The 26,721-nt window shown below is 62.5% G+C and carries 24 protein-coding genes; 7 read left to right on the forward strand and 17 right to left on the reverse strand.

The features are described 5' to 3' along the window. Window positions 1-6: 6 nt before the first annotated feature. The gene (tsaE, locus tag ACU688_RS27430; RefSeq protein WP_448187136.1) at window positions 7-477 is read right to left on the reverse strand and encodes a tRNA (adenosine(37)-N6)-threonylcarbamoyltransferase complex ATPase subunit type 1 TsaE; all 471 of its coding nucleotides are present in this window, start codon (window positions 475-477) and stop codon (window positions 7-9) included. Further along, a complete protein-coding gene (locus ACU688_RS27435) occupies window positions 465-1,325 on the reverse strand; it encodes an NAD(P)H-hydrate dehydratase (protein ID WP_448187137.1) in 861 nt (286 codons plus the stop codon). Before ACU688_RS27435 ends, tsaE begins: the two co-directional genes overlap by 13 nt. A gap of 63 nt (window positions 1,326-1,388) precedes the next feature. Between ACU688_RS27435 and queG the strand changes: the two genes are divergently transcribed. Beyond that, on the forward strand, window positions 1,389-2,453 hold the full coding sequence (gene queG / locus ACU688_RS27440) for a tRNA epoxyqueuosine(34) reductase QueG (protein ID WP_448187138.1): 1,065 nt from the start codon (window positions 1,389-1,391) through the stop codon (window positions 2,451-2,453). On the opposite strand, the gene ACU688_RS27445 is transcribed toward queG, so the two are convergent. Together ACU688_RS27445 and orn are read right to left on the reverse strand one after the other, a co-directional pair. Beyond that, window positions 2,450-3,067, reverse strand: coding sequence for a TRIC cation channel family protein (locus tag ACU688_RS27445; RefSeq protein ID WP_207041344.1), 618 nt, complete (start codon window positions 3,065-3,067; stop codon window positions 2,450-2,452). The genes queG and ACU688_RS27445 overlap by 4 nt on opposite strands. Before the next feature lie 181 nt (window positions 3,068-3,248). Further along, window positions 3,249-3,791 (reverse strand): oligoribonuclease, encoded by a 543-nt coding sequence (gene orn, locus ACU688_RS27450; protein WP_099583682.1) that lies wholly within the window; start codon window positions 3,789-3,791, stop codon window positions 3,249-3,251. Window positions 3,792-3,900: 109 nt separating this feature from the next. On the opposite strand from orn, the gene rsgA reads away from it, so the two are divergent. After that, entirely contained in the window at window positions 3,901-4,932 is a 1,032-nt protein-coding gene (gene rsgA, locus ACU688_RS27455) for a small ribosomal subunit biogenesis GTPase RsgA (protein WP_448187139.1), read from the forward strand. A gap of 92 nt (window positions 4,933-5,024) precedes the next feature. Here rsgA and motB read toward each other — a convergent pair whose 3' ends face one another. Both motB and motA read right to left on the reverse strand, forming a co-directional pair. Beyond that, window positions 5,025-6,041: a flagellar motor protein MotB gene (gene motB / locus ACU688_RS27460; RefSeq protein WP_207041122.1), complete on the reverse strand. Its 1,017-nt coding sequence runs from the start codon at window positions 6,039-6,041 to the stop codon at window positions 5,025-5,027. 3 nt (window positions 6,042-6,044) lie between these two features. Next, window positions 6,045-6,896 carry a flagellar motor stator protein MotA gene (gene motA, locus ACU688_RS27465; RefSeq protein ID WP_010213623.1) on the reverse strand — a complete coding sequence of 284 codons (852 nt, stop codon included), beginning with the start codon at window positions 6,894-6,896 and terminating at the stop codon, window positions 6,045-6,047. 167 nt (window positions 6,897-7,063) lie between these two features. On the opposite strand from motA, the gene ACU688_RS27470 reads away from it, so the two are divergent. From ACU688_RS27470 to asd, 3 genes are read left to right on the forward strand one after another with little or no spacing between them, the layout of a single operon-like run. After that, complete coding sequence (locus ACU688_RS27470; RefSeq protein WP_124525543.1) at window positions 7,064-8,599, forward strand: HDOD domain-containing protein; 1,536 nt, start codon at window positions 7,064-7,066, stop codon at window positions 8,597-8,599. A 57-nt stretch (window positions 8,600-8,656) separates the two neighbouring features. Then, window positions 8,657-9,472, forward strand: a complete 816-nt coding sequence (locus tag ACU688_RS27475) for a rhodanese-like domain-containing protein (protein ID WP_448187140.1) — start codon at window positions 8,657-8,659, stop codon at window positions 9,470-9,472. 16 nt (window positions 9,473-9,488) lie between these two features. Further along, the gene (asd, locus tag ACU688_RS27480; RefSeq protein ID WP_448187141.1) at window positions 9,489-10,349 is read left to right on the forward strand and encodes an archaetidylserine decarboxylase; all 861 of its coding nucleotides are present in this window, start codon (window positions 9,489-9,491) and stop codon (window positions 10,347-10,349) included. A gap of 137 nt (window positions 10,350-10,486) precedes the next feature. Here the strand turns inward: asd and serB are convergent, their stop codons facing one another. Continuing rightward, complete coding sequence (gene serB, locus ACU688_RS27485; RefSeq protein WP_017734945.1) at window positions 10,487-11,701, reverse strand: phosphoserine phosphatase SerB; 1,215 nt, start codon at window positions 11,699-11,701, stop codon at window positions 10,487-10,489. Between the two features lie 133 nt (window positions 11,702-11,834). On the opposite strand from serB, the gene ACU688_RS27490 reads away from it, so the two are divergent. Beyond that, window positions 11,835-13,343, forward strand: a complete 1,509-nt coding sequence (locus ACU688_RS27490; RefSeq protein ID WP_448187142.1) for an AhpA/YtjB family protein — start codon at window positions 11,835-11,837, stop codon at window positions 13,341-13,343. A gap of 187 nt (window positions 13,344-13,530) precedes the next feature. Here the strand turns inward: ACU688_RS27490 and ACU688_RS27495 are convergent, their stop codons facing one another. The 8 genes from ACU688_RS27495 to ACU688_RS27530 form a co-directional block, all read right to left on the reverse strand. Then, the gene (locus ACU688_RS27495; RefSeq protein ID WP_026136553.1) at window positions 13,531-14,241 is read right to left on the reverse strand and encodes a PqiC family protein; all 711 of its coding nucleotides are present in this window, start codon (window positions 14,239-14,241) and stop codon (window positions 13,531-13,533) included. 175 nt (window positions 14,242-14,416) lie between these two features. Then, a complete protein-coding gene (parC, locus tag ACU688_RS27500) occupies window positions 14,417-16,681 on the reverse strand; it encodes a DNA topoisomerase IV subunit A (protein WP_448187143.1) in 2,265 nt (754 codons plus the stop codon). Between the two features lie 70 nt (window positions 16,682-16,751). After that, entirely contained in the window at window positions 16,752-17,747 is a 996-nt protein-coding gene (locus tag ACU688_RS27505; RefSeq protein ID WP_448187144.1) for an esterase-like activity of phytase family protein, read from the reverse strand. After that, window positions 17,747-19,651: a DNA topoisomerase IV subunit B gene (parE, locus tag ACU688_RS27510; RefSeq protein ID WP_017734940.1), complete on the reverse strand. Its 1,905-nt coding sequence runs from the start codon at window positions 19,649-19,651 to the stop codon at window positions 17,747-17,749. The genes ACU688_RS27505 and parE overlap by 1 nt, the downstream gene beginning before the upstream one ends. A 45-nt stretch (window positions 19,652-19,696) precedes the next feature. Continuing rightward, complete coding sequence (locus ACU688_RS27515; protein ID WP_207041141.1) at window positions 19,697-20,305, reverse strand: YqiA/YcfP family alpha/beta fold hydrolase; 609 nt, start codon at window positions 20,303-20,305, stop codon at window positions 19,697-19,699. Window positions 20,306-20,495: 190 nt separating this feature from the next. After that, window positions 20,496-21,311: a 3',5'-cyclic-AMP phosphodiesterase gene (gene cpdA / locus ACU688_RS27520; RefSeq protein WP_448187145.1), complete on the reverse strand. Its 816-nt coding sequence runs from the start codon at window positions 21,309-21,311 to the stop codon at window positions 20,496-20,498. A gap of 98 nt (window positions 21,312-21,409) precedes the next feature. After that, complete coding sequence (locus ACU688_RS27525; protein WP_448187146.1) at window positions 21,410-21,859, reverse strand: DUF1249 domain-containing protein; 450 nt, start codon at window positions 21,857-21,859, stop codon at window positions 21,410-21,412. Further along, entirely contained in the window at window positions 21,850-22,467 is a 618-nt protein-coding gene (locus ACU688_RS27530) for an NUDIX domain-containing protein (RefSeq protein WP_448187147.1), read from the reverse strand. Before ACU688_RS27530 ends, ACU688_RS27525 begins: the two co-directional genes overlap by 10 nt. A 191-nt stretch (window positions 22,468-22,658) precedes the next feature. Between ACU688_RS27530 and ACU688_RS27535 the strand changes: the two genes are divergently transcribed. Next, window positions 22,659-23,396, forward strand: a complete 738-nt coding sequence (locus ACU688_RS27535) for an RsiV family protein (RefSeq protein WP_448187148.1) — start codon at window positions 22,659-22,661, stop codon at window positions 23,394-23,396. On the opposite strand, the gene cytX is transcribed toward ACU688_RS27535, so the two are convergent. Both cytX and thiC read right to left on the reverse strand, forming a co-directional pair. Beyond that, entirely contained in the window at window positions 23,365-24,654 is a 1,290-nt protein-coding gene (gene cytX / locus ACU688_RS27540; RefSeq protein WP_448187149.1) for a putative hydroxymethylpyrimidine transporter CytX, read from the reverse strand. The two genes, ACU688_RS27535 and cytX, sit on opposite strands and share 32 nt — an antisense overlap. A gap of 144 nt (window positions 24,655-24,798) precedes the next feature. Continuing rightward, the gene (thiC, locus tag ACU688_RS27545) at window positions 24,799-26,688 is read right to left on the reverse strand and encodes a phosphomethylpyrimidine synthase ThiC (protein WP_448187150.1); all 1,890 of its coding nucleotides are present in this window, start codon (window positions 26,686-26,688) and stop codon (window positions 24,799-24,801) included. Window positions 26,689-26,721: the final 33 nt, after the last annotated feature.

Here is a 26,721-nt window from a genome sequence, read left to right on the forward strand (position 1 = left end):
CACCAATTATTTGAATTCCAATGCCAAAGCGGCGCACCACGACTGGCCGCGCGCGCTCTGGGGCAACAACTTCAGCTGACGTCCTGTGTCATGCGGCGTAATGGTAATGGTCAGGTCCGGCTTTGGCAAAAAGCCTGTGCCTTTATCTGGCCACTCGATCAGGCACAACGCATCCTCATCGAAATAATCGCGGATGCCCATGTACTCCAGCTCTTCGGGGTCCACCAAGCGGTAGAGGTCGAAGTGAAAGGCGCGGATGGCACCAATCTCGTAGGGCTCTACCAAGGTGAACGTCGGGCTTTTTACCGCGCCCGTATGGCCCAAGCCGCGAATGATTCCCCGGGACAACGTGGTCTTGCCCGCCCCCAGGTCGCCTTCGAGAAAGATCAGCCCCGCGCCGGCCGTCACTTGGGCGATACGCTGACCCAACGCGACCATCGCGTCTTCATCGGCGAGGAAAAGAACTACTTCAGACACGGTGACTGCTCCTCCAGCAATTGACGAATGGCGGGTATCAGGTCGCTGGCCGCCAGCCCGCGACCAAAGCTGCCCTGGCGGTCGCCCGCCGTGGCGTGCAACCACACGGCCAGGCAGCTGGCCTCATAAGCGGGCATACCCTGGGCCAGCAACGCCCCGACCAGACCGGCCAGCACATCACCGAGCCCGGCCGTGGCCATCGCCGGATGGCCCTGGTCACAGCGCGCAATACGTCCGTCCGGACTGGCAATCAAACTGCCAGCCCCCTTGAGAATAGCCACTGCATTGAATTTCTGGCTCAACGCGCGCGCCACCTTAAGGCGATCGGCCTGAACCTCGGCTGTCGAGAGGTCCAACAAGCGCGCGGCTTCGCCCGGATGCGGGGTAATCACCGAGTTGGCTGGCAAGCCGATGCTACCCGTGGCCAGTTGGTTCAAGGCGTCGGCGTCCCAGACTTGTGGCTGGCGCGCGTTGGCGGCGACCGACAGCAGGCTTTTGCCCCAGGCGGCATCGCCCAGGCCCGGGCCAATGACGATGACCGAGATTTTTTCCAGCAGGCCCATCAGTTGGTTGGCCGAACTCACGCCCACGGTCATGACTTCCGGCAAGCGCGCCAACGCGGCAGGCACGTGCTCCGGGCGCGTCGCCAGGGAGACCAGGCCGGCGCCACTGCGCAACGCGCTTTCGGCGCTCAGCAGCGCTGCGCCGCCCAGGCCACGGTCGCCGCCGATCACCAGCAGGTGGCCGAACTGACCTTTATGGGCATCCGGGGAACGCGCAGCCAGTTGCGTTAAATCGCCAGGCAACAGGGGCTGAACGTCGGTAATTGGGTGTTTTGTCTGCGGCATGCGTCTTCAAGCTCCGATGTCTGGCAGAATTATACGCATCTAACCTGTGGTTTCCCGTGTCTCATGCCTGCTATTACCTCCGATCTGCCCGCCCTCGCCCAATCGATCAAAGACTGGGGCCGCGAACTGGGCTTTCAACAAGTCGGCATCAGCGGCCTGGACCTGGCCGAGCATGAGCAGCACCTGCAACGCTGGCTCGATGCCGGCTACCACGGCGAGATGGACTACATGGGCGCCCACGGCAGTAAGCGCTCTCACCCGGACGAACTGGTGCCCGGCACGCTGCGCGTGGTCTCGCTGCGCATGGACTACCTGCCCGGCGACACGCAAATGGCGCAACTGCTGGCCAAACCGGAAAAAGCCTACATCTCCCGCTACGCCCTCGGCCGCGACTACCACAAGCTGATCCGCAAGCGCGTGCAGCAACTGGCCGACCGCATCCAGGCGCAAATCGGCCCGTTCGGCTTTCGCGCCTTTGTCGACAGCGCGCCGGTGCTGGAAAAAGCCATCGCCGAACAAGCCGGCCTGGGGTGGATCGGCAAAAACACGCTGGTACTCAATCGCAAGGCCGGCAGTTATTTCTTCCTCAGCGAGCTGTTTGTCGATTTGCCGCTACCGGTGGACGCGCCCCACAGCACCGAACATTGCGGGCGCTGCACCGCGTGTCTGGACATCTGCCCCACCAATGCCTTCGTCGGCCCTTACGTGCTGGATGCGCGGCGCTGCATTTCCTACCTGACCATCGAACTCAAGAGCGCGATCCCCGAAGACCTGCGCCCACTGATCGGCAACCGCGTGTTCGGCTGCGATGACTGCCAGATCGTCTGCCCGTGGAACCGCTTCGCCCGCGCCACTGGCGAAAGCGACTTCAAGCCACGCCACAACCTGGACAACGCCGAGCTGGCCGAACTGTTTATGTGGGATGAGGATAAATTCCTCAGCAGCACCGAGGGCTCGCCCCTACGCCGCGCCGGTTATGAGCGCTGGCTGCGCAACCTGGCGGTGGGCCTGGGCAATGCGCCGTCGAGCATTCCGGTGCTGGAAGCCTTGAAGGCGCGGCGGGAGTATCCGTCGGAGCTGGTGCGCGAACACGTGGAATGGGCACTGAACCAGCACGCGACGCGCTAGTGCACGTCGTCGTTGTAGACGAACTTGGGCATTTCCCAGTGAAAACGGATCGCCAGCAGGCGTAAGAGAAAGCCGCTGAACAGGGTCAGCAGAATCGATTGCTCGCTGGGCAGCTCAAGGTACAGGCACAGCAAGTAGAACCAGGCGGCGAGGAACGACACGCTGGCGTACAGCTCACGGCGGAAGATCAGCGGGATGTCGTTGCAGAAGATATCCCGCAGGATGCCGCCGAACACGCCGGTGATCACCCCGCTGACCGATGCCACCAGCATGCCGTGGCCCATTTCCAGGGCGGTCATGCAGCCGATCAAGGTGAAGGCCACCAGACCCACGGCGTCCAGCGCCAGGAACAGCGAACGCAGGTGGCGCATCAGCGGGGCGATAAAGATCGTCACCAGCGCCGCGACCGAGGTCAGCACCAGGTATTCCGGGTGTTTGACCCAGGTCAGCGGGTAATGCCCCAGCAGCACGTCACGCACCGAACCGCCCCCCAACGCCGTCACGCAGGCGATCAGCACCACGCCAAACCAGTCCATGCCACGCCGCCCGGCGGACAGGGCGCCGGTCATGGCTTCGGCGGTGATGGCGATGAGGTAGAGCATCAACAGCATGATGGCGATCCTTGCAGAGAGGCGCGCAGTCTAATCATTTGGTGATGGCACCAAAAGGGGGCGCTTGGCGAAAGACCGCGTCGCCTCTATCGCAGGCAAGCCAGCTCCCACATTTTGATTTGCGAATGCAGTCAACTGTGGGAGCTGGCTTGCCTGCGATGGCGCCAGTTCAGGCGCCGCCCATTCAAGCCTTGATGAAATGCTTACGGTAATGCTGCAACTCGGCGATCGACTCGCGAATATCATCCAACGCCAAATGCGTGCTGCCTTTATGGAAGCTGTCTTTGACTTCCGGCGCCCAACGCGCGGCCAGCTCTTTCAAGGTGGACACATCCAGGTTGCGGTAGTGGAAGTAGCTTTCCAGCTCCTTCATGTGGGTATAAAGGAAGCGACGATCCTGGCAGATGCTGTTGCCGCAGATCGGCGACTTGCCCTTCGGTACCCATTTTTCCAGGAAGGCGATGGTCTCGGCTTCGGCTTCAGCCATGCTGATACGGCTGTCGCGCACGCGCTGGGTCAAGCCAGAGTTGCCGTGGGTGCGGGTGTTCCACTCATCCATGGTGGCGAGTACGGCGTCGCTGTGGTGAATGGCGATCACCGGACCTTCGGCCAAGGTGTTGAGGTTGCTGTCGGTGACAATGGTCGCCATCTCGATGATGACGTCGGTGTCAGGGTTCAGACCGGTCATTTCCAGATCGATCCAAATCAGGTTCTGTGGGTTTTGCATGGCTTGATTCTCTTGGCACCTTGGCGTAGCTGCGCAGTTTAGCAGGCAGCGGCATGCTAGACTCGCGACCGTTTTACCTATTCCTTTGCATTATCGACACGGAACACCAATGGCCAAACGCCAGCTCAATCGTCGCCAAAACTGGCGCATCGAAAAGATTCAAGGTGAACGCGCCGCTCGCGCCGCCAAACGTGAATCCTCCGCCGTGGAAGCGCTTGAGGGCGGCGACCTGGGCCCCGAGCAAACGGGCCTGGTGATCGCGCACTTTGGTGTGCAGGTCGAAGTCGAGGCGCTGGAAGGCGAACTCGCGGGCCAGGTGTTCCGCTGCCACTTGCGCGCCAACCTGCCGGCGCTGGTCACCGGCGACAAAGTGGTCTGGCGTGCCGGCAACCAGGGCATCGGCGTGATCGTCGCCCAACTGCCGCGCACCACCGAACTGCGTCGCCCCGACAGCCGTGGCCAGCTCAAGCCAGTCGCGGCCAACGTTGACATGATCGTGATCGTGTTCGCGCCGCTGCCCGAGCCCCATGCCAACCTGATCGACCGCTACCTGGTGGCGGCCGAGCATGCCGGCATCCGCCCGCTGTTGCTGCTAAACAAATTCGACCTGATCGACGAGCAGAACGCACCGGCGCTGAACGCGCTGCTGGCGGTCTACCGCACGCTGGGCTACCCGGTGCTGGAAGTTTCGGCCCATCACGGTAACGGCATGGAACAGCTGCAACAGCAGTTGGACGGGCGCATCAGCGTGTTTGTCGGCCAGTCCGGCGTGGGTAAATCCTCGCTGGTCAACAGCCTGCTACCGGAAGTCGACACCCGTGTGGGCCCGCTGTCGGAACTGTCCGGCCAGGGCACCCACACCACCACCACGGCGCGCTTGTTCCACTTCCCTGGCGGCGGCGAGCTGATCGACTCCCCGGGCATCCGTGAGTTCGGCCTCGGCCACGTCAGCCGCAGCGATGTGGAAGCGGGCTTTATCGAGTTCAACGACCTGATCGGCACCTGCCGCTTCCGCGACTGCAAACACGACCGCGAGCCGGGTTGTGCGTTGCTCAAGGCGCTCGAAGATGGACGCGTGCAGCAGCAGCGGATGAATAGCTATCGGTCGATTATTGCGAGTCTTCCTGAAAGCACTTACTGATCCTTGTGGCGAGGGAGCAAGCTCCCTAGCCACAGAAAGCTCACTCACATACAACAAGGCCGCGATGATCGCGGCCTTTTTGTATGTGCAGCTTAAGAACCAGCCTTAGGCACCGTAGGATCTTTCACCCCACCATCATCAAACAGGTTCAACTTCTGCCGCAACTCATGGGCCGGCAACGGCTCCTGCCCTGGCGGGATCGCATTCGGATCAGCCGGCACTTCACCCGGCGCACCCGCACCCGGTGTCGGCGCTGGCTTGGGCTGGTCACCTTCAATCGCACGCTGGGCCTTTTTGGTCAGCACCACGATGTCGATGCGGCGGTTGATCGGGTTGAACGGGTCTTCGTGATCAAACAGCTGCGACGAGGCAAACCCCACCACGCGCGCCACTTGCGGGTCCGGGTAGCTGCCGGCCACCAGCGCGCGGCGGGCGGCGTTGGCGCGGTTGGCCGAGAGCTCCCAGTTGCCGAAGTCGCCCTGGCCCGAGTACGGCTTGGCGTCGGTGTGGCCGCTGATGCTGATCTTGTTCGGCACCGCCTTGATGGTGTCGGCCATGGCCAGCAGGATGTCTTCAAAGTACGGCTTCAGGCGCGCGCTGCCGGAGTCGAACATCGGCCGGTTGGCCGCGTCGGTGATCTGGATGCGCAGGCCGTCCGGGGTAATCTCGAACGAAATCTGGTCCTTGAATTTCAGCAGTTGCGGGTTCTCGTCGACCTTGGTCTGCAACTCTTGCAGCAACAGCTCCAGGCGTTCCTGCTCGACCTGCTCGGCCATGGCTTCGACGGTATCGCGCTCGATCGGGATATTTTCCTGCGGCGACTCGGTCTTGATCTCGGGGTTGATGGTGCGCTCCGGCGCCAACTGCGGCGAGCCGCCGAGGTCGATCACGAAGGGTGTGCCGCTTTCCGAGAAACCAATCGGGTCCTTGAAGTAACCGGCGATGGCGATCTTTTGTTCCGGTGTGGCGGTGGACATCAGCCACAGCACCAGGAAGAACGCCATCATCGCCGTCGCAAAGTCGGCGAAGGCGATTTTCCAGGCACCGCCATGGTGCCCCGCAGCGAAGCGCTTGACGCGCTTGATGATTATCGGCTGGTTGTTTTCCATGGCTTAGCGACCGCGAACCGCTTGTTCCAGCTCGGCGAAGCTTGGGCGATGCTTCGGGTACAAAACCTTGCGACCGAATTCCACCGCCAGCGATGGCGGCATGCCGGAAGCGGACGCTACCAGGCTGGCCTTGATCGATTCGTACAGGTTGATTTCTTCCTTGGCGTCGTGGGCCAGGGAGGTGGCCAACGGACCGAAGAAGCCGTAGGCCGCGAGAATACCGAAGAAGGTACCCACCAGCGCCGCACCTACGTGCATGCCGATGGCCGCCTGGTCGCCTTCGCCCAGGGAGGCCATGGTCACCACGATACCGAGTACCGCCGCGACGATACCAAAGCCGGGCATGCCGTCGGCGATGCCGGTCACGGCGTGGGATGGGTGCTCCAGCTCTTCCTTGAGGCTGAACAATTCCATGTCGAACAGGCCTTCCAGCTCATGGGGGGCCATGTTGCCGGAGGACATGATGCGCAGGTAATCGCAGATGTAGGCGGTCATGCGCTCATCTTTGAGCACGGCCGGGTACTTAGCGAAAATCGGGCTCGCCGCGGCGTCTTCGATGTCGGCCTCGATGGCCATCATGCCTTCGCGGCGGCTCTTGTTGAGGATCTCGTACACCAGCCCCAACACTTCCAGGTAGAAGGTGTGGGTGAAGCGCGAACCGAACATACCCAGCGACTTTTTGATCACGTGCATGGTCATGTAGCCGGGGTTCGCTTGCAGGAACGCGCCCAACGCCGCACCACCGATAATCATCACCTCGAAAGGCTGGATCAGCGCGGCAATTTTACCGTGGGACAGGACGTACCCGCCGAGCACGCTTGCGAAGACGACGATGATGCCGATAATTTTAGCCATAGGGGATCTGTACTTGCGCCGTCGGGTTCATGGACATATTTGGTGGAACTGAAAAACTCTTGTTCTACTTATCGGCAAAACTGCGCCAGACTATAGGCCGTTAAGGCGAAAAGCCAGTTCGGCCCGATCCGGGCGTGTTGACCGCAAGTGATGATCGCGCCCCAATCATGGCTAATGAAACGACAGTCCCAACTGCAAAACCCACTTCTCTCGCCGCTTGGATCAAGCGCCTGGACGATGTGCTGCTGCCCGTCCCCCAGGCCAGTCACGAGCGCGTGTGCAAAGGCATCCGCGATAGCCGCAGTTCGTTGCGAGATATTGCCGAGCTGATGCAGAACAGCCCCGCGCTGGTGCTCAGCGTGATGCGCGAGGCCAACAGCCATACCCATGGCAGTTTCACGGAGCCTGCGGAAAACCTCGAAGTGGCGCTCAACCGCCTCGGCCTGAAACGCGCCGAGGAGCTGCTGGCCCGCTTGCCGTCGGTGCCGGCCCATGAAATCCCCGTGGCCTTGCGCCAGTTGCTGCTAGTCAGCCAGCACGCCTCGCAACAGGCCAACGGCTTGTTCGCCAGCCGCCTGGCGCGCTTGTGGCAGGACATCCACTGGGGCAGCCTGCTGTTTCTGTCGCCGCTGTGGCCGATGGCGGTCGCCTACCCCAAGCTCCTCGAAGAATGGGAACTGCGGGTGATCCACAAAGGCCAGTCGGCGCGCCAGGTCGAGCAGGAATTGTTCGGCGTACGCCTGCTGGACCTGTGCCTGGGTCTGACCGAAGCCTGGCACCTGCCGATCTGGGTCTCCCAGGGCTACAACCTGCTGCTCAAGGAACAGCGCTTGCTGGTCAAGGCGCTGCACATCGCCCGCGAAGACGACGCCTTGCGCCAGCAGCAATTGCTCGACGCCGAGCCCAACCTGCGACGCTGGCTGAACCAGCCGGCCAACACCGTGCTGCTGGCCAACGGCCTGGCGATGTCGGCTCAGGAATCCTGGACTTGCCCGCACACCGAGCGCTGGCAATACCTCACCGCGCTGTACCTGCAACAGCCGCTGGGCGATGTGCAGCAGCAAGTCCACCAGCAAGCCGTGACCAGCGCGCGCACCACGCTGATGCCAGATCTGTGGCACCCGGCGTTGTCGCTGATCTGGCCGTGGCATGTGCAAAAAATCCATCGCGGCCTGCTGCCCGCACCGCCGCCCACCGCCGAATCCCTGGCCGTCTGGCGCAAGCGCTGCACCGAATTGCTGGTGGAGCCAAGCCGCTTTGCCAACGCCATGCACCTGACCACTTGCGCCAAGGAAGCCCTGGTGGCCAGTGGCATGCAGCGGGTCATGCTGCTGATGACCGACCGCGCCCAAAGCACCTTGCGTGTGCATCAGGCCGACGGTTTGCCGAAGGACGCCGCCAACCTCAGCCTGGACGTGACCAACAGCACCCTGCTGCAACGCCTGCTGGAGAAGTCCGCGCAAGTGCGCCTCACCCCGGACAACCACGCGCAATTCTCGGCCTTGCTGCCGCCGATCCTGCGCCGCCTGTTCACCGGCGAACACCTGCTGCTGCGTTCCTTGAGCTGCAACGGCAAGGTGGTGATGCTGATGGTGGCCGACCAAGGCGGCGGGCCGTTCTCGGAAACCACCGTGCAGGCCTTCGGCAAAACCGCGCAATGCATCGAGAAAGCCCTGCACTGCTTTACCAACCGCAGCGCCTGATGCTTGCGCTACAATCGCGGTCCTTTATCGCCAACATTTGTGCCCAGGAGACCTCACATGCCTGACTTCTCTGGCTTGCCGCTGGTGATCGAATCCAGCGACCTGCAAGGTCGCCTTGATGCCGAACACCTGATTCTGGTGGACCTCACCAGCGCCGCCCGCTACGCCCAGGGGCATATCCCCGGCGCGCATTTCGTTGACCCCAAGCGCACCCAACTGGGCCAGCCGCCTGCTCCTGGCCTGCTGCCCCACAAGGCCGACCTGGAAAAACTCTTCGGCGAACTGGGCCACACCCCGGACGCGACCTACGTGGTCTACGACGACGAAGGCGGCGGCTGGGCGGGGCGTTTCATCTGGATGCTCGACGTGATCGGCCATCAGAAATACCACTACCTCGACGGCGGCCTGCTGGCCTGGCTGGAAGGCCAGCACCCGGTCAGCACCGACGCGCCCGCACCGGTCGGCGGCCCGGTCAGCCTGACGCTGCACGACGGCCCCACCGCCACCCGCGAATACCTGCAAAGTCGCCTCGGCGCGGCCGACCTCGGTATCTGGGACGCACGCGGCCCACTGGAGTATTCCGGCGAAAAAGTCCTCGCCGCCAAAGGTGGGCACATCCCCGGCGCCGTGAACTTCGAATGGACGGCCGGCATGGACCCGGCGCGCAACCTGCGCATCCGCCGTGACATGCCGCAGATCCTCGAAGACCTCGGGCTGACCCGCGACAAAGAAATCATCACCCACTGCCAGACTCACCACCGCTCTGGCTTCACCTACCTGGTGGCCAAGGCGCTCGGTTATCCGCGAGTCAAAGGTTATGCCGGTTCCTGGGGCGAATGGGGCAACCACCCCGACACCCCCGTTGAGATTTAAGGTTTAAGGACAGTAAATGAAAAAGCAGTTGTTTATCCTCAGCCAGTACTTGCTGCCGCACCACCTGCTGTCGCGCTTGGCCGGCTGCATTGCCGAGTGCCGCGTGCGCTGGTTCAAGAACGCCTTCACCAGCTGGTTCGCCAAGCGCTATCAAGTGGACATGTCCCAGGCCCTGGTTGAAGACGTGACCGCCTACGAGCACTTCAACGCGTTCTTCACCCGCGCCTTGAAAGACGGCGCCCGCCCGCTGGATCAAACCCCAGGCGCGATCTTGAGCCCCGCCGATGGCGCGATCAGCCAGTTGGGCCCAATCGAACATGGTCGCGTGTTCCAGGCCAAGGGCCACAGCTTCAGCGTGCTGGAACTGCTGGGCGGTGATTCCGCCGTGGCGGCGCCCTTCATGGGCGGTGATTTTGCGACGGTGTACCTGTCGCCGAAGGACTACCACCGCGTGCACATGCCGCTGGCCGGCACCCTGCGCGAGATGATCTACATCCCGGGACGCATCTTCTCGGTCAACCAGACCACCGCCGAAAACGTGCCGGAGCTGTTCGCCCGTAACGAACGTGTTGCCTGCATTTTCGACACCGAACGCGGCCCGATGGCCGTGGTGTTGGTGGGCGCGATGATTGTGGCGTCGATTGAAACCGTGTGGGCTGGCTTGGTGACACCGCCGAAGCGCGAGCTGAAAACCTTCCGTTATGACGAAGCCGCGCGTGCGCCGATTCACCTGGAGAAAGGTGCGGAGCTGGGTCGCTTCAAGCTGGGTTCGACCGCGATCGTGTTGTTCGGGCCGGATCAGGTGAAGTGGGCTGAAGAGCTGGCAGCGGGCACTCCGGTGCAGATGGGCCAGGGCATGGCACTGCCAAAAGCCTGATTCACAATAGATTTAAAGCTGGAACCCGATCAATGTGGGAGCTGGCTTGCCTGCGATGACGGCGGTGAATCCAACACCGCTATCGCAGGCAAGCCAGCTCCCACATTTTTGATCCCATTCCAGCAGGGGAAGGAGAGTTACAGCTGACCGTCGCGGTCGCGAAAGCCCAGCAGATACAACACCCCATCCAAGCCCAGCGTCGAAATCGCCTGCTTCGCCGACTGCTTCACCAGCGGCTTGGCGCGGAACGCCACACCCAACCCGGCAATCGCCAGCATCGGCAGGTCATTCGCACCGTCGCCGACCGCAATGGTCTGCTCCAGACGCAAACCTTCCTTGTGCGCCAATTCCTTCAGCAAGTCCGCCTTGCGCTGCGCATCGACAATCGGCTCGACCGCCACGCCGGTCACCTTGCCATCCACCACTTCCAGCTCGTTGGCGAACACGTAGTCGATGCCCAACTTGGCCTGCAATTGCTTGGCGAAATAGGTAAAGCCACCGGACAGGATTGCGGTCTTGTAGCCCAGACGCTTGAGTTCGGCGAACAGGGTTTCGGCGCCTTCGGTCAGGCGCAGCGAGGCGCCGATGGAGTCCAGCACACTCACATCCAGGCCTTTGAGCAGCGCCAGGCGCTCCTTGAAGCTCGCGCGGAAATCCAGCTCACCGGCCATGGCGCGCTCGGTGATCTCGGAGACCTGCTCGCCCACGCCGGCCGCCTTGGCCAACTCGTCGATGACTTCCGCTTCGATCAGCGTGGAGTCCATGTCGAACACCGCCAGGCGACGGTTGCGGCGGAACAGCGAGTCCTCCTGGAAGGCGATATCGACATTCAGCTCCTGAGCCACGCTGAGAAACTCGGCGCGCAGGGCTTGCGGATCAGCCGGCTCGCCGCGCACGGAGAACTCGATGCAGCCCTTGCCCTTGTCGGCCGGGGTGTCCAGCGGCATACGACCCGACAGACGGTCAATGTGATCGATATTCAAGCCGTATTGCGCGGTAATCGAGCTGACACGCTGCAGTTGCTCAGCCGTGACCTTGCGGGTCAGCAGCGTGACGATGTGGCGTTTCTTGCCCTGGCCGGCCACCCAATGCTGGTAATCGGCTTCGGACACCGGCGTGAAACGCACCTGTTGATCAAGCTTGTACGCCGTAAACAAGATGTCCTTGAGCACCGAGGACGCCTGTTCAGTGCTCGGGATCTCGACCAGGATGCCGAACGACAGCGTGTCGTGGATCACCGCCTGGCCGATGTCGAGAATGTTCACACCACCCTGGGCCAGAACGCCGGTAATCGCCGCCGTCAGACCCGGGCGATCTTCACCGGTGATGTTTATCAGGACAATTTCGCGCAAGGCGCACCCCCAGGCTGGAAAAAAACCGCATTCTACCCACTTTCAGTGACCATCGGGCACAGCCAGCGCTTTGACGCTCTGGGGCCTGTCGCTATACTGCGCGTCAACTTCACGGACCAAGAGCCGAGCGCAAGTGAACCGGCCCACGCCAGTAAAAACCGATAACTTCTTCCTGCTGATCTTCCGGGCACTGCGCCACCGCCGTGTACCGATCGCATTACGCATCGCCAGCCATAACGTGATCCTGGTCGCCCTGGCCCTGGTGATCTACGCCTGCGTGATGGGTTTGCAGTTCAAGCAGGCCATGCACGAACAGGCCGACGCCCTGGGCGAGAGCCTGACCACGCAAACCGCCACCTCGGCGACCGAGCTGTTGGTGTCCAATGACATCCTCAGCCTCAACGTGCTGCTCAACAACCTGACCAAGAACCCGCTGGTGGCCCACGCCGCCATCTACAGCGTGGACAACCGGATCATGGCCGAAGCCGGGCAACGCCCGAAGAACGGCCTGCTGGGCGAAGCCGAAGGGTTGTACCAGAGCAACATCACGTTCCAGGACGTGAAGGCCGGCCAACTGCGCATCAGCCTGGACATGCAGCAATTCCAGCAGCCGATGACCATCAGCCTGCAAAGCATGGGCATCCTCAGCGCGATCCTGTTGGCCCTGGCCTTGGCCCTGAGCCTGCGCCTGGGTCGGCATATCTCCACGCCACTGATGCAACTGCGCATCTGGCTGCGGGACATCGACGAACACACCCCGGCCACCGACCGCCAGGATGAAATCGGCGACCTCGCCCGCCAGTTGCACGCCAGCTTCGCCCCGGAGCCAACCGTGCGCGCGCCGGAGCCCGAGCCGGAGTACGACGACGAGCCCGAGTTCGACGTGGGTGAGCCGGGTTTTGCCGAAAATACACCGGTCGCCGGCCTCAAGCCTGCCACCCGCAAGGCGATCCAGGCCGACGAAGACGAGTTGGACGACGAAGACCCGTTCGCCGACCTGCGCGACACCGCGGCCAACAGCCCGGCCGTCGCGCCTGCGCCCGCCCCGACGAAGAACGCCGAGCCCCAGCACAGTGCGGTCCTGGCCGTACAACTGGGCTCCCAGGATCAACTGCGCCGCCTGCCCCGCACCCGCCTGACGGAACTGCTGGAGCGCTACCGCGACTGCCTCGACCAGGCCGCCTCGCTGTACCAGAGCGAACTGCACACCCTGAACGACGGCAGCACGCTGATGCTGTTCCACAGCGAAGACAGCGGCGAAGACTACCTGACCAACGCTATCTGCTGCGGCGAGCTGCTGCGCGCCCTGGGCCATGCCCTGCAGATCGAAGTGGCGGACAGCGGCATCACCCTGCAACTGCAACTGGGCCTGACGGTGAGCGACGACCTGTTTGGCATGAGCCAGATCGACCTGCTGCTCACCGAGAGCGCGCAGGATGCCCTGGCCTTGTCGCAACACAGCCGCAACCTGCTGCTGGTGGAGCGCAAGATCAGTGAAGACACGTTGATCCGCCAGCGCGCACGCATCCGCCCGATTGCCAGCCCTGAGGGGGCAAGCTGCGTGGAGCGGTTGATGGAGCCGTATCCTTCGATGCTGGAGCGTCAGTTGGCCCGTATGCACGAGACCCGCACCAAGATTTAAGACACTGCACAAACACCTGTGGGAGCGGGCTTGCCCGCGATGGCGGTGGTTCAGCCAAGGATGTGTAGGCTGATACTCCGCTATCGCGGGCAAGCCCGCTCCCACAGGTGATCTTCAGCGCTACCCAAATCGTGCATAAAAAAGGCCCGCTGAATAAGCGGGCCTTTTTTTGTGGCGGCGATTCAGGTCAGAACCTGAACACTTCCATATCCGTACGAATCGGCGTTGCCATCGGCATCTTCGGCTTCTGCGGTTCAGCCGGCTTGGCCGCCTGCACCGGCGCCTGTTTGCGCGGCGCTTCGGCAATCGGCGGCTGGTTGGCCAATGGCTTGAGGGCCACCGACAACTGCTCGGCCAAATGCTGCAACAGCACGCCCTGGGCCTGGACCTGGGACGCGGTGGTGCCGGCGTGCTCTTCCTGCAAGTGCACGATGCGGCTGTCACGTACCTGGCCACGGCGGTCGATCAAGCGCCACTGGGCATCCAGGATCGCCGGCTGCGAGGTGCCGGAGTCCAGGCGCGTGATGGTCAGCAAGACCTGCACATCCGGGCTGAACGCGGCAGGCGCAGGCGCGAGCACCACACGCTGGCTGTCCAGATGACCGGCCACTTGGCGCAACATCAACTGGTTGATGTCGGACGACAAACTGCCCGCCCAACGACCATCGGTGGAACCTTGCAGGCTGCCGTCGTTCTGACGTTGCAGCAGGGTTTCGCGTTGCAGGTAGTCCGCCACGACGACCGGGCCGAGCAATACCGCCATGCCGGCAGCCTGGGCGGGCTGCGCCGGGCTGCCGCTGTCCAGCTGGTACAGCGACACCGGCTGGTGCGTGCTGCAACCCGCCAACCCCAAGAGGCCAGCGAGCATCAAAAATAAAGGAACGCGTGGAGCGGTCATCATCCCATCCAGGTGGCTGCCACAAGGCGAACCACAACTAATACTGAAAAAACCCTAAACACGCGCGGCCACGCCGGCGCTAGAAAGGCCATATCATCCGTGAATATGCGCCATGACTCCAGCGCCAAAGCGTCGATCTACGCGTTAAACCGTAGATCGAGGCCTCTAATACGCGTTAAACCGGCGTTTCTACCAGCAACGCGTCCACGCGCTGGAAGCCACGTGGCAGTTTGTTACCGCGCCGGCCACGCTCGCCCTTGTAATGCTCAAGGTCGTCAGGACGCAGCGACAGCGTGCGCTTGCCGGCCTGCAACACCAGCGTCGCGCCTTCCGGGATCACCGCGATGTCGGTCACGTACTCTTCGCGACTGGCCACGCGCTCGCCAGGAATGCCGATGATCTTGTTGCCCTTGCCCTTGCCCAGCTGCGGCAGGTCGCTGATCTTGAACACCAGCAAACGCCCCTCGGTGGTCACCGAGGCCAGCCAGTTGCTCTCGCGATCCTCCACTGGTCGCGGCAGGATCACCTTGGCGTTGTTCGGCAGGCTCAACAGCGCCTTGCCCGCCTTGTTCTTGGCCTGCAGGTCTTCACCCTTGACCACGAAACCGTAACCCGCATCCGACGCGATGACGTACAGCGAATCGTCATCCGGCAGCAGCACGCACTCGAAGTTAGCCCCCGGCGGTGGCGTCAGGCGCCCGGTCAGCGGCTCGCCCTGGCCCCGTGCAGACGGCAAAGTGTGGGCCGGCACCGAATAACTGCGCCCGGTGGAGTCGATAAACACCGCAAACTGGTTGGAACGCCCAGCCGCAGCGGTCTTGAAGCCGTCGCCAGCCTTGTACGACAGGCCAGTGGCGTCAATATCATGCCCCTTGGCCGAACGAACCCAACCCTTTTCCGACAGAACGACGGTAATTTTCTCGTTTGGCAGCAGCTCGGTTTCCGTCAGCGCCTTGGCTTCAGCACGCTGGACGATTGGCGAGCGGCGGTCGTCGCCATAGGTTTCGGCGTCTTTGATCAGCTCGGTGCGCACCAGCTTTTTCAGCTTGGCTTCGCTGCCCAGCAGGGCTTGCAGCTTGGCTTGTTCCTTGAGCAGCGCGTCTTGCTCGTCGCGCAGCTTCATTTCTTCCAGTCGCGCCAACTGGCGCAAGCGGGTGTCGAGGATGTAGTCGGCCTGGATCTCGCTGAGTTGGAAACGCGCGATCAACTCGGCTTTCGGGTGCTCGGCGGTGCGGATGATATGGATCACTTCATCCAGGTTGAGGTAGGCAATCAGCAAACCGTCCAACAGGTGCAAGCGACGCTCGACCTTGTCGAGGCGGAATTGCAGGCGGCGACGCACGGTCTGCACGCGGAACTCCAGCCATTCCACCAACAGGTTGCGCAGGTTTTTCAGCTGCGGCTTGCCGTCCAGGCCGATGATGTTGACGTTGACCCGGTAGCTCGACTCCAGGTCGGTGCTGGCGAACAGATGCTGCATCAGCACTTCGTGATCGACCCGGCTGTTGGTCGGAATGATCACAATTCGGCATGGGTTTTCGTGGTCGGATTCGTCACGCAGGTCGGCGACCTGCGGCAATTTCGACGGCTTGGCCTGCATCAGTGCAGCGATTTGTTCCAGCACCTTGGCGCCAGACACCTGGTGCGGCAGCGCGGTGACAATAATGTCGCCATCTTCGATGTGGTACACGGCGCGCATGCGCACCGAGCCCTTGCCGGTTTCGTACATCTTCAGCAGGTCGGCGCGCGGTGTGATGATTTCCGCTTCGGTCGGGTAGTCCGGGCCCTGGATATGCTCGCAGAGCTGTTCGACCGTGGCCTTGGGCTCATCGAGCAAGCGCACGCACGCCGTGGCCACTTCACGCAGGTTATGCGGCGGCACGTCGGTGGCCATGCCCACGGCGATGCCGGTGGTGCCGTTAAGCAGGATATTCGGCAAACGTGCCGGCAACACCAGCGGTTCGTCGAGCGTGCCGTCGAAGTTCGGGCCCCAATCGGCGGTGCCCTGCCCCAGCTCGCTCAGCAGTACTTCCGAGTAACGCGACAGGCGCGCCTCGGTGTAACGCATGGCGGCGAAGGACTTCGGATCATCGGGCGCACCCCAGTTGCCCTGGCCGTCCACCAGCGTGTAGCGGTAGCTGAACGGCTGGGCCATCAGCACCATGGCTTCGTAGCAGGCGGAGTCTCCGTGGGGGTGGAACTTGCCGAGCACGTCGCCGACGGTACGCGCCGACTTCTTGTGCTTGGAATCAGCGTCCAGGCCCAACTCACTCATGGCGTAGATGATGCGCCGTTGCACGGGCTTCAGGCCGTCGCCGATATGCGGCAAGGCACGGTCCATGATCACGTACATGGAGTAGTTGAGGTAGGCACTTTCGGTGAAGTCAGCCAGCGACCGGCGTTCTACGCCATCTAAGCTGTCTGCGAGGATGTCACTCATGCGGGCCTCATCATTGGGTAAGGCGCGGCGGAAATGCCGCGGCGCCGGGTCAATTCAAAAAATTCAGGGTTCATGGCTGGGCACTCCAGCCACCGGCCGGGGCGGCGAAACGATAGACCACCGGGCGTTTTTCACCATCGGCGCGGGGGCCGAAGTTGTTGTCGATGCCCAACCAGGCACCGTCTGCGTCCACCACCAGGGCTTCGGCCAGGCCATAGGCCTGAGGATAGCGCCGCTCAGGCGTCAGGGTTTCGTCGGCAAACGACCAGCACAGCTCGACCTTGGCCGTGACTGCATCGCGCCGGCAGATCTGGAACGCATTGCGCTCCAGAGTAAACAACTTGCCGTTGAACCACGCCAGGTCGGAGAAATCCTTGGACACGGCCTTGGCATTGGTGAACTTGACCGGCTGCACTTCCTGGCCGGCCTCGCTCAGCAATACACAGGGGCCGTCACAATCCCACAGGCTTTGCGGGCGTTTGATCGAGATTAGGCCGCGTCTTTCGCGCTCGGCTGCCAGCCAAATCTGATTGCCTTCCGGATTTATCGCCAGCCCTTCAAACAACGCATTGAAGTGCAGCAACATGCCACTGGCCCGCGCTTCACGCACCATGCCGGGGGCGATCTTCAACCACTCGGGCGCACCGTTCACCGGCACTTGCAGCACCGCCGCATGGGCTTCGCTGACGATATAGCGGTTGCCCGCGGCATCGCAGCTGATGCCTTCAAAATCCAGGTCGCCACCACGAATGAACGAAGCGGCCTTGGTGCGCGAACGCAACCCCCAAGGCAAGCCGGACTCCGGCACCGGCGGCACGTCGATCTTCACCGTTTCGGCCTGCCAGGTCGGCGCGCTGATATCCAGGCGATAGATCTGGTCGTCATCACGGTCGGAAACCGTCCACAACGCCTTGCCACACAAGGCCAGACCCGACAGGTTACCGCCGCGCATGCCGTCCACCGCGTGCTCGGAGACGAGTTTCAGCTCAGCCACGGGCGCGGCCGCTACCGAGGTAGCCGCCAACCCGCTCAACATCAGGATCGCCAGGGCGAAACCTGTGCGCATCAGCCCAGCACCTCGGCAAGGTTGCCTTTGGACTCCAGCCAGGACTTGCGGTCCGGCGCGCGTTTTTTCGCCAGCAGCATGTCCATCATTTCCGACGTCGCGGCGTAGTCTTCCAGGGTCAACTGCACCAGGCGCCGGGTGTTTGGGTCCATGGTGGTTTCGCGCAGTTGCGGCGGGTTCATTTCACCCAGGCCTTTGAATCGCGTGACCTGTGGCTTGCCGCGTTTCTTCTCGGCCACCAGGCGGTCGAGGATGCCGTCGCGTTCGGCTTCGTCGAGGGCGTAGAAGATCTCTTTGCCCAGGTCGATGCGGTACAGCGGCGGCATGGCGACGTAGACGTGACCGGCATCCACCAACGGGCGGAAGTGCTGGACGAACAACGCGCACAGCAAGGTGGCGATGTGCAGGCCGTCGGAGTCGGCGTCGGCGAGGATGCAGATCTTGCCGTAGCGCAGCTGGCTCATGTCCGCCGCGCCCGGGTCGACGCCGATGGCCACGGCGATGTTGTGCACTTCCTGGCTGGCCAGGACTTCGCTGCCATCGACTTCCCAGGTGTTGAGGATCTTGCCGCGCAACGGCAGGATCGCCTGGAACTCTTTATCCCGCGCTTGCTTGGCGGAACCACCGGCGGAATCACCTTCCACCAGGAACAGCTCGGAGCGCATCGGATCTTGCCCGGCGCAATCGGCCAGCTTGCCCGGCAGTGCCGGGCCCGCAGTGATGCGCTTGCGTTCGACCTTCTTGCTGGCCTTCAAGCGACGGCCGGCGTTGTTGATCGCCAGCTCGGCCAGGGCCAGGCCCAGCTCAGGATGTTCGTTGAGCCACAGGCTGAACGCATCCTTGACCACGCCGGAGACAAATGCCGCCGCCTCGCGGGACGACAGGCGCTCTTTGGTCTGGCCGGAGAATTGCGGCTCCTGCATTTTCATCGACAGCACGAACGCAATGCGCTCCCACACGTCTTCCGGCGCCAGCTTCACGCCGCGCGGCAGCAGGCTGCGGTATTCGCAGAATTCGCGCATGGCATCCAGCAAGCCCTGGCGCAAACCGTTGACGTGGGTACCGCCCTGGGCGGTGGGGATCAGGTTGACGTAGCTTTCCTGCACACTGTCGCCGCCTTCGGGCAACCACAACAGCGCCCAATCGACGGCTTCTTTATTACCGGCCAGGCTGCCGCAGAACGGCTCGTTGGGCAGGCGTTCGAAGTCGCTGACGGAGTCTTCCAGGTAGGAGCGCAGGCCGTCTTCGTAGTGCCACTCGACCTTCTCGCCGGTGCCTTTGTCTTCAAAGGTGACGAGCAGGCCCGGGCACAGCACAGCCTTGGCCTTGAGCACGTGCTTGAGGCGGCTGATGGAGAATTTCGGCGAATCGAAGTATTTCGGGTCCGGCGCGAAGTACACGCTGGTACCGGTGTTGCGCTTGCCAACGGTGCCGATCACGGCCAGGTCGGTGGCTTTGTAGCCATCGGCGAAGGTCATCTCGTATTCGTTGCCATCGCGCTTGACCCTGACCCGCACCAGCGTGGACAGAGCGTTGACCACCGAAATACCCACGCCGTGCAAGCCACCGGAAAACTGGTAGTTCTTGTTGGAGAACTTGCCGCCGGCATGCAGCTTGGTAAGGATCAGCTCGACGCCCGGCACGCCCTCTTCCGGGTGGATGTCCACCGGCATGCCGCGGCCGTCGTCGGACACTTCCAGGGAGTGGTCAGCGTGAAGAATGACATGCACCGACTTGGCGTGGCCGGCCAGGGCTTCGTCGACGCTGTTGTCGATGACTTCCTGGGCAAGGTGGTTCGGCCGGCTGGTGTCGGTGTACATGCCGGGGCGTTTGCGCACCGGGTCGAGGCCCGAGAGGACTTCGATGGCGTCGGCGTTATAAGAGCTAGCGCTGGGAGTGGCCATGGGGTCTCGTCGTGAGTCGTTCGATTAAAAAGTGACCTGCGATTTTCACAGTGACGAAAAATCGAAGGATTGATACTGATCTGCGCCAATGCCGGCAAAGCTGAGCAGTGCCGGCAATTGCCCGGCGAAGCCTTGGTAACCATGGTCGCCACCGGCCTGGATGCGCAAGGCACAGGCCCGGTAGTACTGCTGGGCGAGGCGATAATCCAGGGTTTCATCGCCGGTCTGCAACCACACCTGGTAACGCCCGGCGTCCTGGGGCGCCGCCACTTCCAGCTCGGCCAGGGCCGTGACGTGGTCGTGGGTCAATTCCCAGGTTTCATCGGTGTAGAGGTTCTTCTGGGTGCCCAGGTAACCGTCGAACATCCGATGAGGACTGACCGCCGGATTGACCAGCAGCGCCTTGAGGCCATGGCGCTCGGCAAGATGGGTTGCATAGTAGCCGCCGAGTGAGCTGCCGACCAGCAGCGGGCGCCCCAGTTCAGCGATAGCCGCTTCCAACTGGGGAATTGCCTGACGCGGGTGGTGATGCAGGGCCGGCACGCGCAGTTGCTCGGCCAGGCCAAGGGCGCCCATCACGGTGATCAACTGGCTGGCCTTGTTGGACGCCGGCGCACTGTTGAAACCGTGGATATACAGGATCGAAGCGGACATGCCGGGCTCTCCATGACGTGGGCCAAAGAGGCGCAGTTTACAGGGATCGGGGTGGTATCTACAGGAGATAGGCGAACCAATGTGGGAGCTGGCTTGCCTGCGATGCAGGCGACTCGGTACATCAGGCATACCGAGGTGATGCTATCGCAGGCAAGCCAGCTCCCCCATTTTTGATCAGTGTTTGCAGCTTTTAATAGCCGTTGCTGCCGTAATCCACCGTGAATTCGAAGTCCTGGACCCGCTCTACACCCGTCTCCAACCGCCCGTCGGCATGCAACCGCAACCAGCGATACCCCGGCGCCTGCTCGCTGACCTTGAAATCCTCGCTGCCCGGCGCGAACTGGATGCAGGTGGACGGCGAGGCCAACAACCGCACGCCGTTGCGCTCGTGGTCGATTTCCTGGTGCACATGCCCCCAGAGCACCGCCTTGACCTGCGGGAAGCGATCCAGCACGGCAAACAGCGCGTCAGGATTGCGCAGGCCGATGGGCTCCATCCAGGCACAGCCGATGGACACCGGATGATGGTGGAAACACACCAGGTGATGGCGGCTTGGCGCTTCGCTCAGGGCCTGGGCGAGCAATTGCAGTTGCTGGTCTTGCAGGTAACCCGGCACCGAGCCGGGCACGGCGGAATCCAGCAGGGTGATGCGCCAGTTGCCGATATCGACCACCGGTTCCAGCAGATCACTGCGCATGGCGGCGAGGGCCATGACCTGGGGTTCGTCGTGATTACCGGGAATCCAGCGCGCCGGCGCGTCGATCTGCCGGGTCAGGTCGCGAAATTGCTGGTAGGACGCCAACGTGCCGTCCTGGGACAAGTCCCCCGTGGCCAGCATCAAGTCGATTCGCGGCTGCTGCACGCGCACCAGCTCGATCACCCGTTGCAGGCTGTCACGGGTGTTCATGCCCAGCAGCGTGCCGTCGGCCTCGGCAAACAGGTGGCTGTCGGACAGTTGCACCAGCAACGCCGGTGCATCGGGGTTCACGGTGGATACGCTCGGCAAGGCGCTCTCCCAAGGCAATCACAGGAATGGACGAATAGCGCGATTATGCTGGGGCAGGACACAAAGAGGAAACCCAAGGAAGCAGACGCAGTTCACATCTACCGCACCGCTTCGAACTCATGGCCCAAGGCCAGGCAGTGGCTCAACCATTCACCGAGGAACACATTGAGCTGTGCTTTCTCATCGGGCTGGTGCATGAACACATTCGGATAAGGATAGATGCTGCGAAAGCGCCGCGCATGTTCGGCGCTGATCACTTCGGCCATGCGGGCGTCGTGGTACACCTGCACTTCCAGTTGCGGCACCGGCAGCCACGGCAGGCTGTGTTCCTGGCGCACGCGCAGGGTGGTGGTGTACGGGCAGTTGACGATGACTTCCAGGGTCAGTACGCCGAGCATCTGGTCGCCATGGCTCACGCCGATGCGCCGCGCCGCCGGGGCTTGGCGCATGTCGGGGAGCAGGCGCATCAGCCGCGCATAGTTGGCCTCGCAGGCTGCTTGCAGCCCGATCAGGTCAACCCGGTAACGTTCCCGTGCCTTTACTGCCATAACCCCCTCACTTCCGCGCGATTAAGCGCAAGCCATTGCAGGGCGATAATGCTGGCTGCGTTGGAAATCTTGCCGTCGCGCACCGCTTGCAGGGCATCTTCGAAGGCCCAGGTGGTGACGCGGATGTCTTCCGCCTCTTCTTCCAATCCATGGACGCCACCTACGCCTGTGCTGTCGCAACGGCCCAGGTACAAGTGGACAAATTCGGTACTGCCGCCGGGCGATGGGAAATATTTGGTGATCGGCCACAACGCGGAGAAGGTCAGCCCAGCTTCCTCCTCGGCTTCACGGTGTGCAACTTCCTCCGGTTGCTCGTCCTTGTCGATCAGGCCGGCGACCATTTCGATCAGCCATGGGTTGTCGGTACGGCCCATGGCGCCGATGCGGAACTGCTCGTTCAAGACCACTTCGTCACGTTGTGGATCGTAGGGCAATACACACACGGCATCATGACGAACGAAGACTTCGCGGTTGATCACCCGGCTCATGCCGCCGTCGAATTTCTCGTGGCGCAGTTGCAGGCGATCAAGCTGATAGAAGCCCTTGAAAGCAGTCTCGCGCTGAACAACTTCGATCGTGCTCGGCGTCGATTTCGCAATGTCCGTCATACCCTTCCTCGTTAAGCCTGTGCAATTCGCGCCATCCTAACGCGCCCGCAGCGGTTGGTGCAGCCCCTTTCCGGTTGCCGGGATAGACGGCGAACGTCAAACTCACTCTAATCAGCTTAGTGGCGAACTGACTGCCGCGCCGGTAGTCGAAGCTGCACTGTTTCGCTCTTATCGTTAGACGAAGGACACCCATGTCGCTTTTAAAAATCGCCTCCGTGGCCTGCATTGCACTGACCCTGGGTGCCTGCCAAAGCCTGTTTCAACCGAGCTGGCGCACGCCACTGGAAGCCACCCGCGACTCCACCGAGCAAAGCAAGCCGGGTTGCGCCAGCGCCGACTGCCCGCTGGTGAATATCGACACCGTGCACTTCGCCAAGGAGCCCAAGCTGGATGCCTTGATCGAACAACGCCTGCTGGAAATGACCCAGGCCGACCCGCTGCCCACCAGCTTGGCGACGTACAGCGAACAATTCCTGCGCAGCGCCGCGCCACGCAACAGCATGTACTTGCAAGCCAAGGTACGCGAGCAGCATGACGGCTTGGTGATCATCGAGCTGTCCAGCTACCTGGACCAGGGCGCCACCCACGGCGAGCCGGGCCGCGCGTTCATCAACTATTCGCGCCAGCAGCAAAAAGCCCTGTCGTTGACCGACATGCTGCTGCCCGGCAAGGAAGACGCGTTCTGGAAAGCGGCCCAGGTTGCCCACAACAGCTGGCTGATCAGCACCCGCCTGAGCCTGGAGCCGGAGTTCGTGAAGACCTACCCCTTCCAGAAAACCCCGAACGTGGCGCTGACCTACGGTGGCGTGATCCTCAAGTACCCGACCACCACCATCGCGCCGTACGCCTTGGGCCACGTCGAGTTGCAGATTCCCTACTCGCGCCTGGAAGGCATCCTCAAGCCTGAACTGGTGCCCGCGCGCCGCTGAAGACGCGGCCAAGGATGAGTTGCAACAGCCCTGCCAGCACCAGCGCCGGCAGGGTCGCACCGACATCCGGGTACAGATTGGCCAGCAAATGGTAAGTAGCGATGCCGCCCAGCCAGGCCACCAGCGCCGGCCAACGCAGCGCGGCGACCACACCCTGGCCACGGCGGCGCAGGATGAAGTGATCCACCAACACCACGCCAAACAGCGGTGCAAACACCGAACCGATCAGCAGCAGGAAGTTCTGGTACTGGGCCAACGGCGCAAAGCAGGCGATCAGCGTACAGATCACGCCAATCGCCAGGGCCAGGTGCTCGACCTTCAAACGCAACAGAATGCCGCTGGACACCGCCGCCGAGTGAATATCGGCAAAGGCGTTTTCCGATTCATCCAACAGGATCAACAACAGCGGAATCCCCAGGCCGGCACCGGCCAGCGCCAGCAACAGCGCATTCACTTCACCGCTGGGCGCAAACGCCAGGGTGTAGGCCACGCCCAGGCTCATCAGCCAGAAGTTACCGATAAAGAACCCCAACGCAGTGCCGCCGAACACGCTCTTGGCGCGCTTGCCGAAGCGTGAGTAATCGGCGATCAGCGGCAGCCACGACAGCGGCATGGCGATGGCAATGTCGAAACCCACCGCAAACGGCAGCGAACCGTCACCGGCCTGGGCCCAGAGCGCGGCGAGGTCGGCCTTGGCGAACAGGTTCCAGGTCAGCCACAGGCAGGCGGCGAGCAGCAGCCAGATGCCCCATTTGCGCAGGATCTGGCGCACGAAGGTCAGCGGGCCACTCACGGCCAGCAAGGTCGCCAAACCGCCGAAAAACAGCGTCCACAGCAACGGGCTGGCCAACAGGCTGCCGTCGCTGAACGCCCGCGCGCCCAACAGGCTGGCGGCGTCGCGCATCACGATGATTTCGAACGAGCCCCAGCCGATCAGCTGCAGCAGGTTGAGCAGCGCCGGCAGGCTTGCGCCTTTGGCGCCGAGGCTGAGTTTCAGCGCGGCCATGGCGGACAGACCGGTGTCACTGCCGATCACACCGACGGCGGCCAGCAGCAACACGCCGACCAGGGTGCCGAGGAAGATTGCCAGCAACGAACCCGGCAAGCCCAGGCCCGGCGCGAGCAAGGCGCCGGTTTGCAGGACCATCAGGCCGATGCCAAGGGAGAACCACAGGGAGAACAGGTCGCGGGCGCCGAAGACTCGTTTGTCGCTCGGCACTGCTATATCAGGGGAGTAGGTACTCGATTGAATGCTCAAGGGTGTTATCTCTGAGGGGCATTTTTTGTTTGGGAGATTGCTATCGCGGGCAAGCCCGCTCCCACACTTGAATGTATTCACAATTCAAAATGTGGGAGCGGGCTTGCCCGCGATGGCGGCGGCACAGTCACCGCCGCCCTTGGATCAGACCTTCTTGTACAGCTGGCTACCTTCCTGCTTGAACCGCTCCGCCTGCTCCGCCAAGCCTTTCGCCACATCCACATCCACCGCGTCAATGCGCTGGTTGGCCGCGTACTCACGCACTTCCTGGGTGATCTTCATCGAGCAGAACTTCGGCCCGCACATCGAGCAGAAATGCGCGACCTTGGCCGAATCCTTCGGCAGCGTTTCATCGTGGTACGAGCGCGCGGTGTCCGGGTCCAGACCAAGGTTGAACTGGTCTTCCCAACGGAACTCGAAGCGCGCCTTGCTCAAGGCGTTGTCGCGGATCTGCGCGCCCGGATGCCCTTTGGCCAAGTCCGCCGCATGGGCCGCGATCTTGTAAGTGATGATCCCGGTCTTCACGTCATCCTTGTTCGGCAGGCCCAAATGCTCCTTCGGCGTCACGTAGCAGAGCATCGCGCAACCGAACCAGCCGATCATCGCCGCGCCGATACCGGAGGTGATGTGGTCGTAGCCTGGCGCAATGTCGGTGGTCAGCGGGCCGAGGGTGTAGAACGGCGCTTCGTCGCAGCACTCCAGCTGCTTGTCCATGTTCTCCTTGATCAACTGCATCGGCACGTGGCCCGGGCCTTCGATCATGGTTTGCACGTCGTGCTTCCAGGCGGTTTTGGTCAGCTCGCCAAGGGTTTCCAGCTCGCCGAATTGCGCGGCGTCGTTGGCGTCGGCAATCGAGCCCGGACGCAGGCCGTCGCCGAGGGAGAAGCTGACGTCATAGGCCTTCATGATTTCGCAGATTTCGTCGAAATGCGTGTAGGTGAAGTTCTCTTTGTGGTGCGCCAGGCACCACTTGGCCATGATCGAACCACCACGGGACACGATCCCGGTGACGCGCTTGGCGGTCAGCGGCACGTAGCGCAGCAACACACCGGCGTGGATGGTGAAGTAATCGACGCCCTGCTCGGCCTGCTCCACCAGGGTGTCGCGGAACAGCTCCCAGGTCAGGTCTTCCGCGGCCCCACCGACTTTTTCCAGGGCCTGGTAGATCGGCACGGTGCCGATCGGCACCGGCGAGTTGCGGATGATCCACTCGCGGGTTTCGTGGATGTGCTTGCCGGTGGACAGGTCCATCACGGTATCCGAACCCCAGCGAATGCCCCAGGTCAGTTTCGCCACTTCTTCTTCGATGGACGAACCCAGGGCGCTGTTGCCAATGTTGCCGTTGATCTTCACCAGGAAGTTACGGCCGATGATCATCGGTTCCAGTTCGGTGTGGTTGATGTTGGCCGGGATGATGGCGCGGCCACGGGCGATTTCTTCACGCACGAATTCCGGGGTGATGATCTTCGGCACGCTGGCACCGAAGCTGTGGCCGGCGTGTTGCGGGGTCAACAGGCCAGCGGCACGGGCTTCTTCCAGCTTCATGTTTTCCCGGATGGCGACGTATTCCATCTCGGCGGTGATGATGCCTTTGCGCGCGTAGTGCATCTGCGTGACGTTGGCGCCGGCCTTGGCACGGCGCGGGTTCTTCACGTGGGCAAAACGCAGCGCGGTCAGCTCGGCATCGCTGAGGCGCTGTTGGCCAAAGTGCGAGCTGAGGCCCGAGAGGCGCTCGGTGTCGTTACGCACTTCGATCCACGGCGAGCGCACATCGGCCAGGCCTTTGCGCACGTCGATGATCACGTTGGGGTCGGTGTAGGGGCCGGAGGTGTCATAAACCACCACGGGCGCGTTGATTTCACCGCCGAAATCGGTGGGGGTCACGTCCAGGCTGATTTCGCGCATCGGCACGCGGATGTCCGGGCGAGTGCCCTGCACGTAGACTTTTTGCGAGCGGGTAAAGGGCTGCACGGAGCCAGAGTCGACCTTGGCCGATTCACTCAGGTGCACGGTATTTTTTGGTTTTGTACTCATCACGGGCTCTCCAACTTATCCAGGCGGTGGATT

It is taken from the genome of Pseudomonas acericola (SeqCode), from assembly GCF_053456465.1.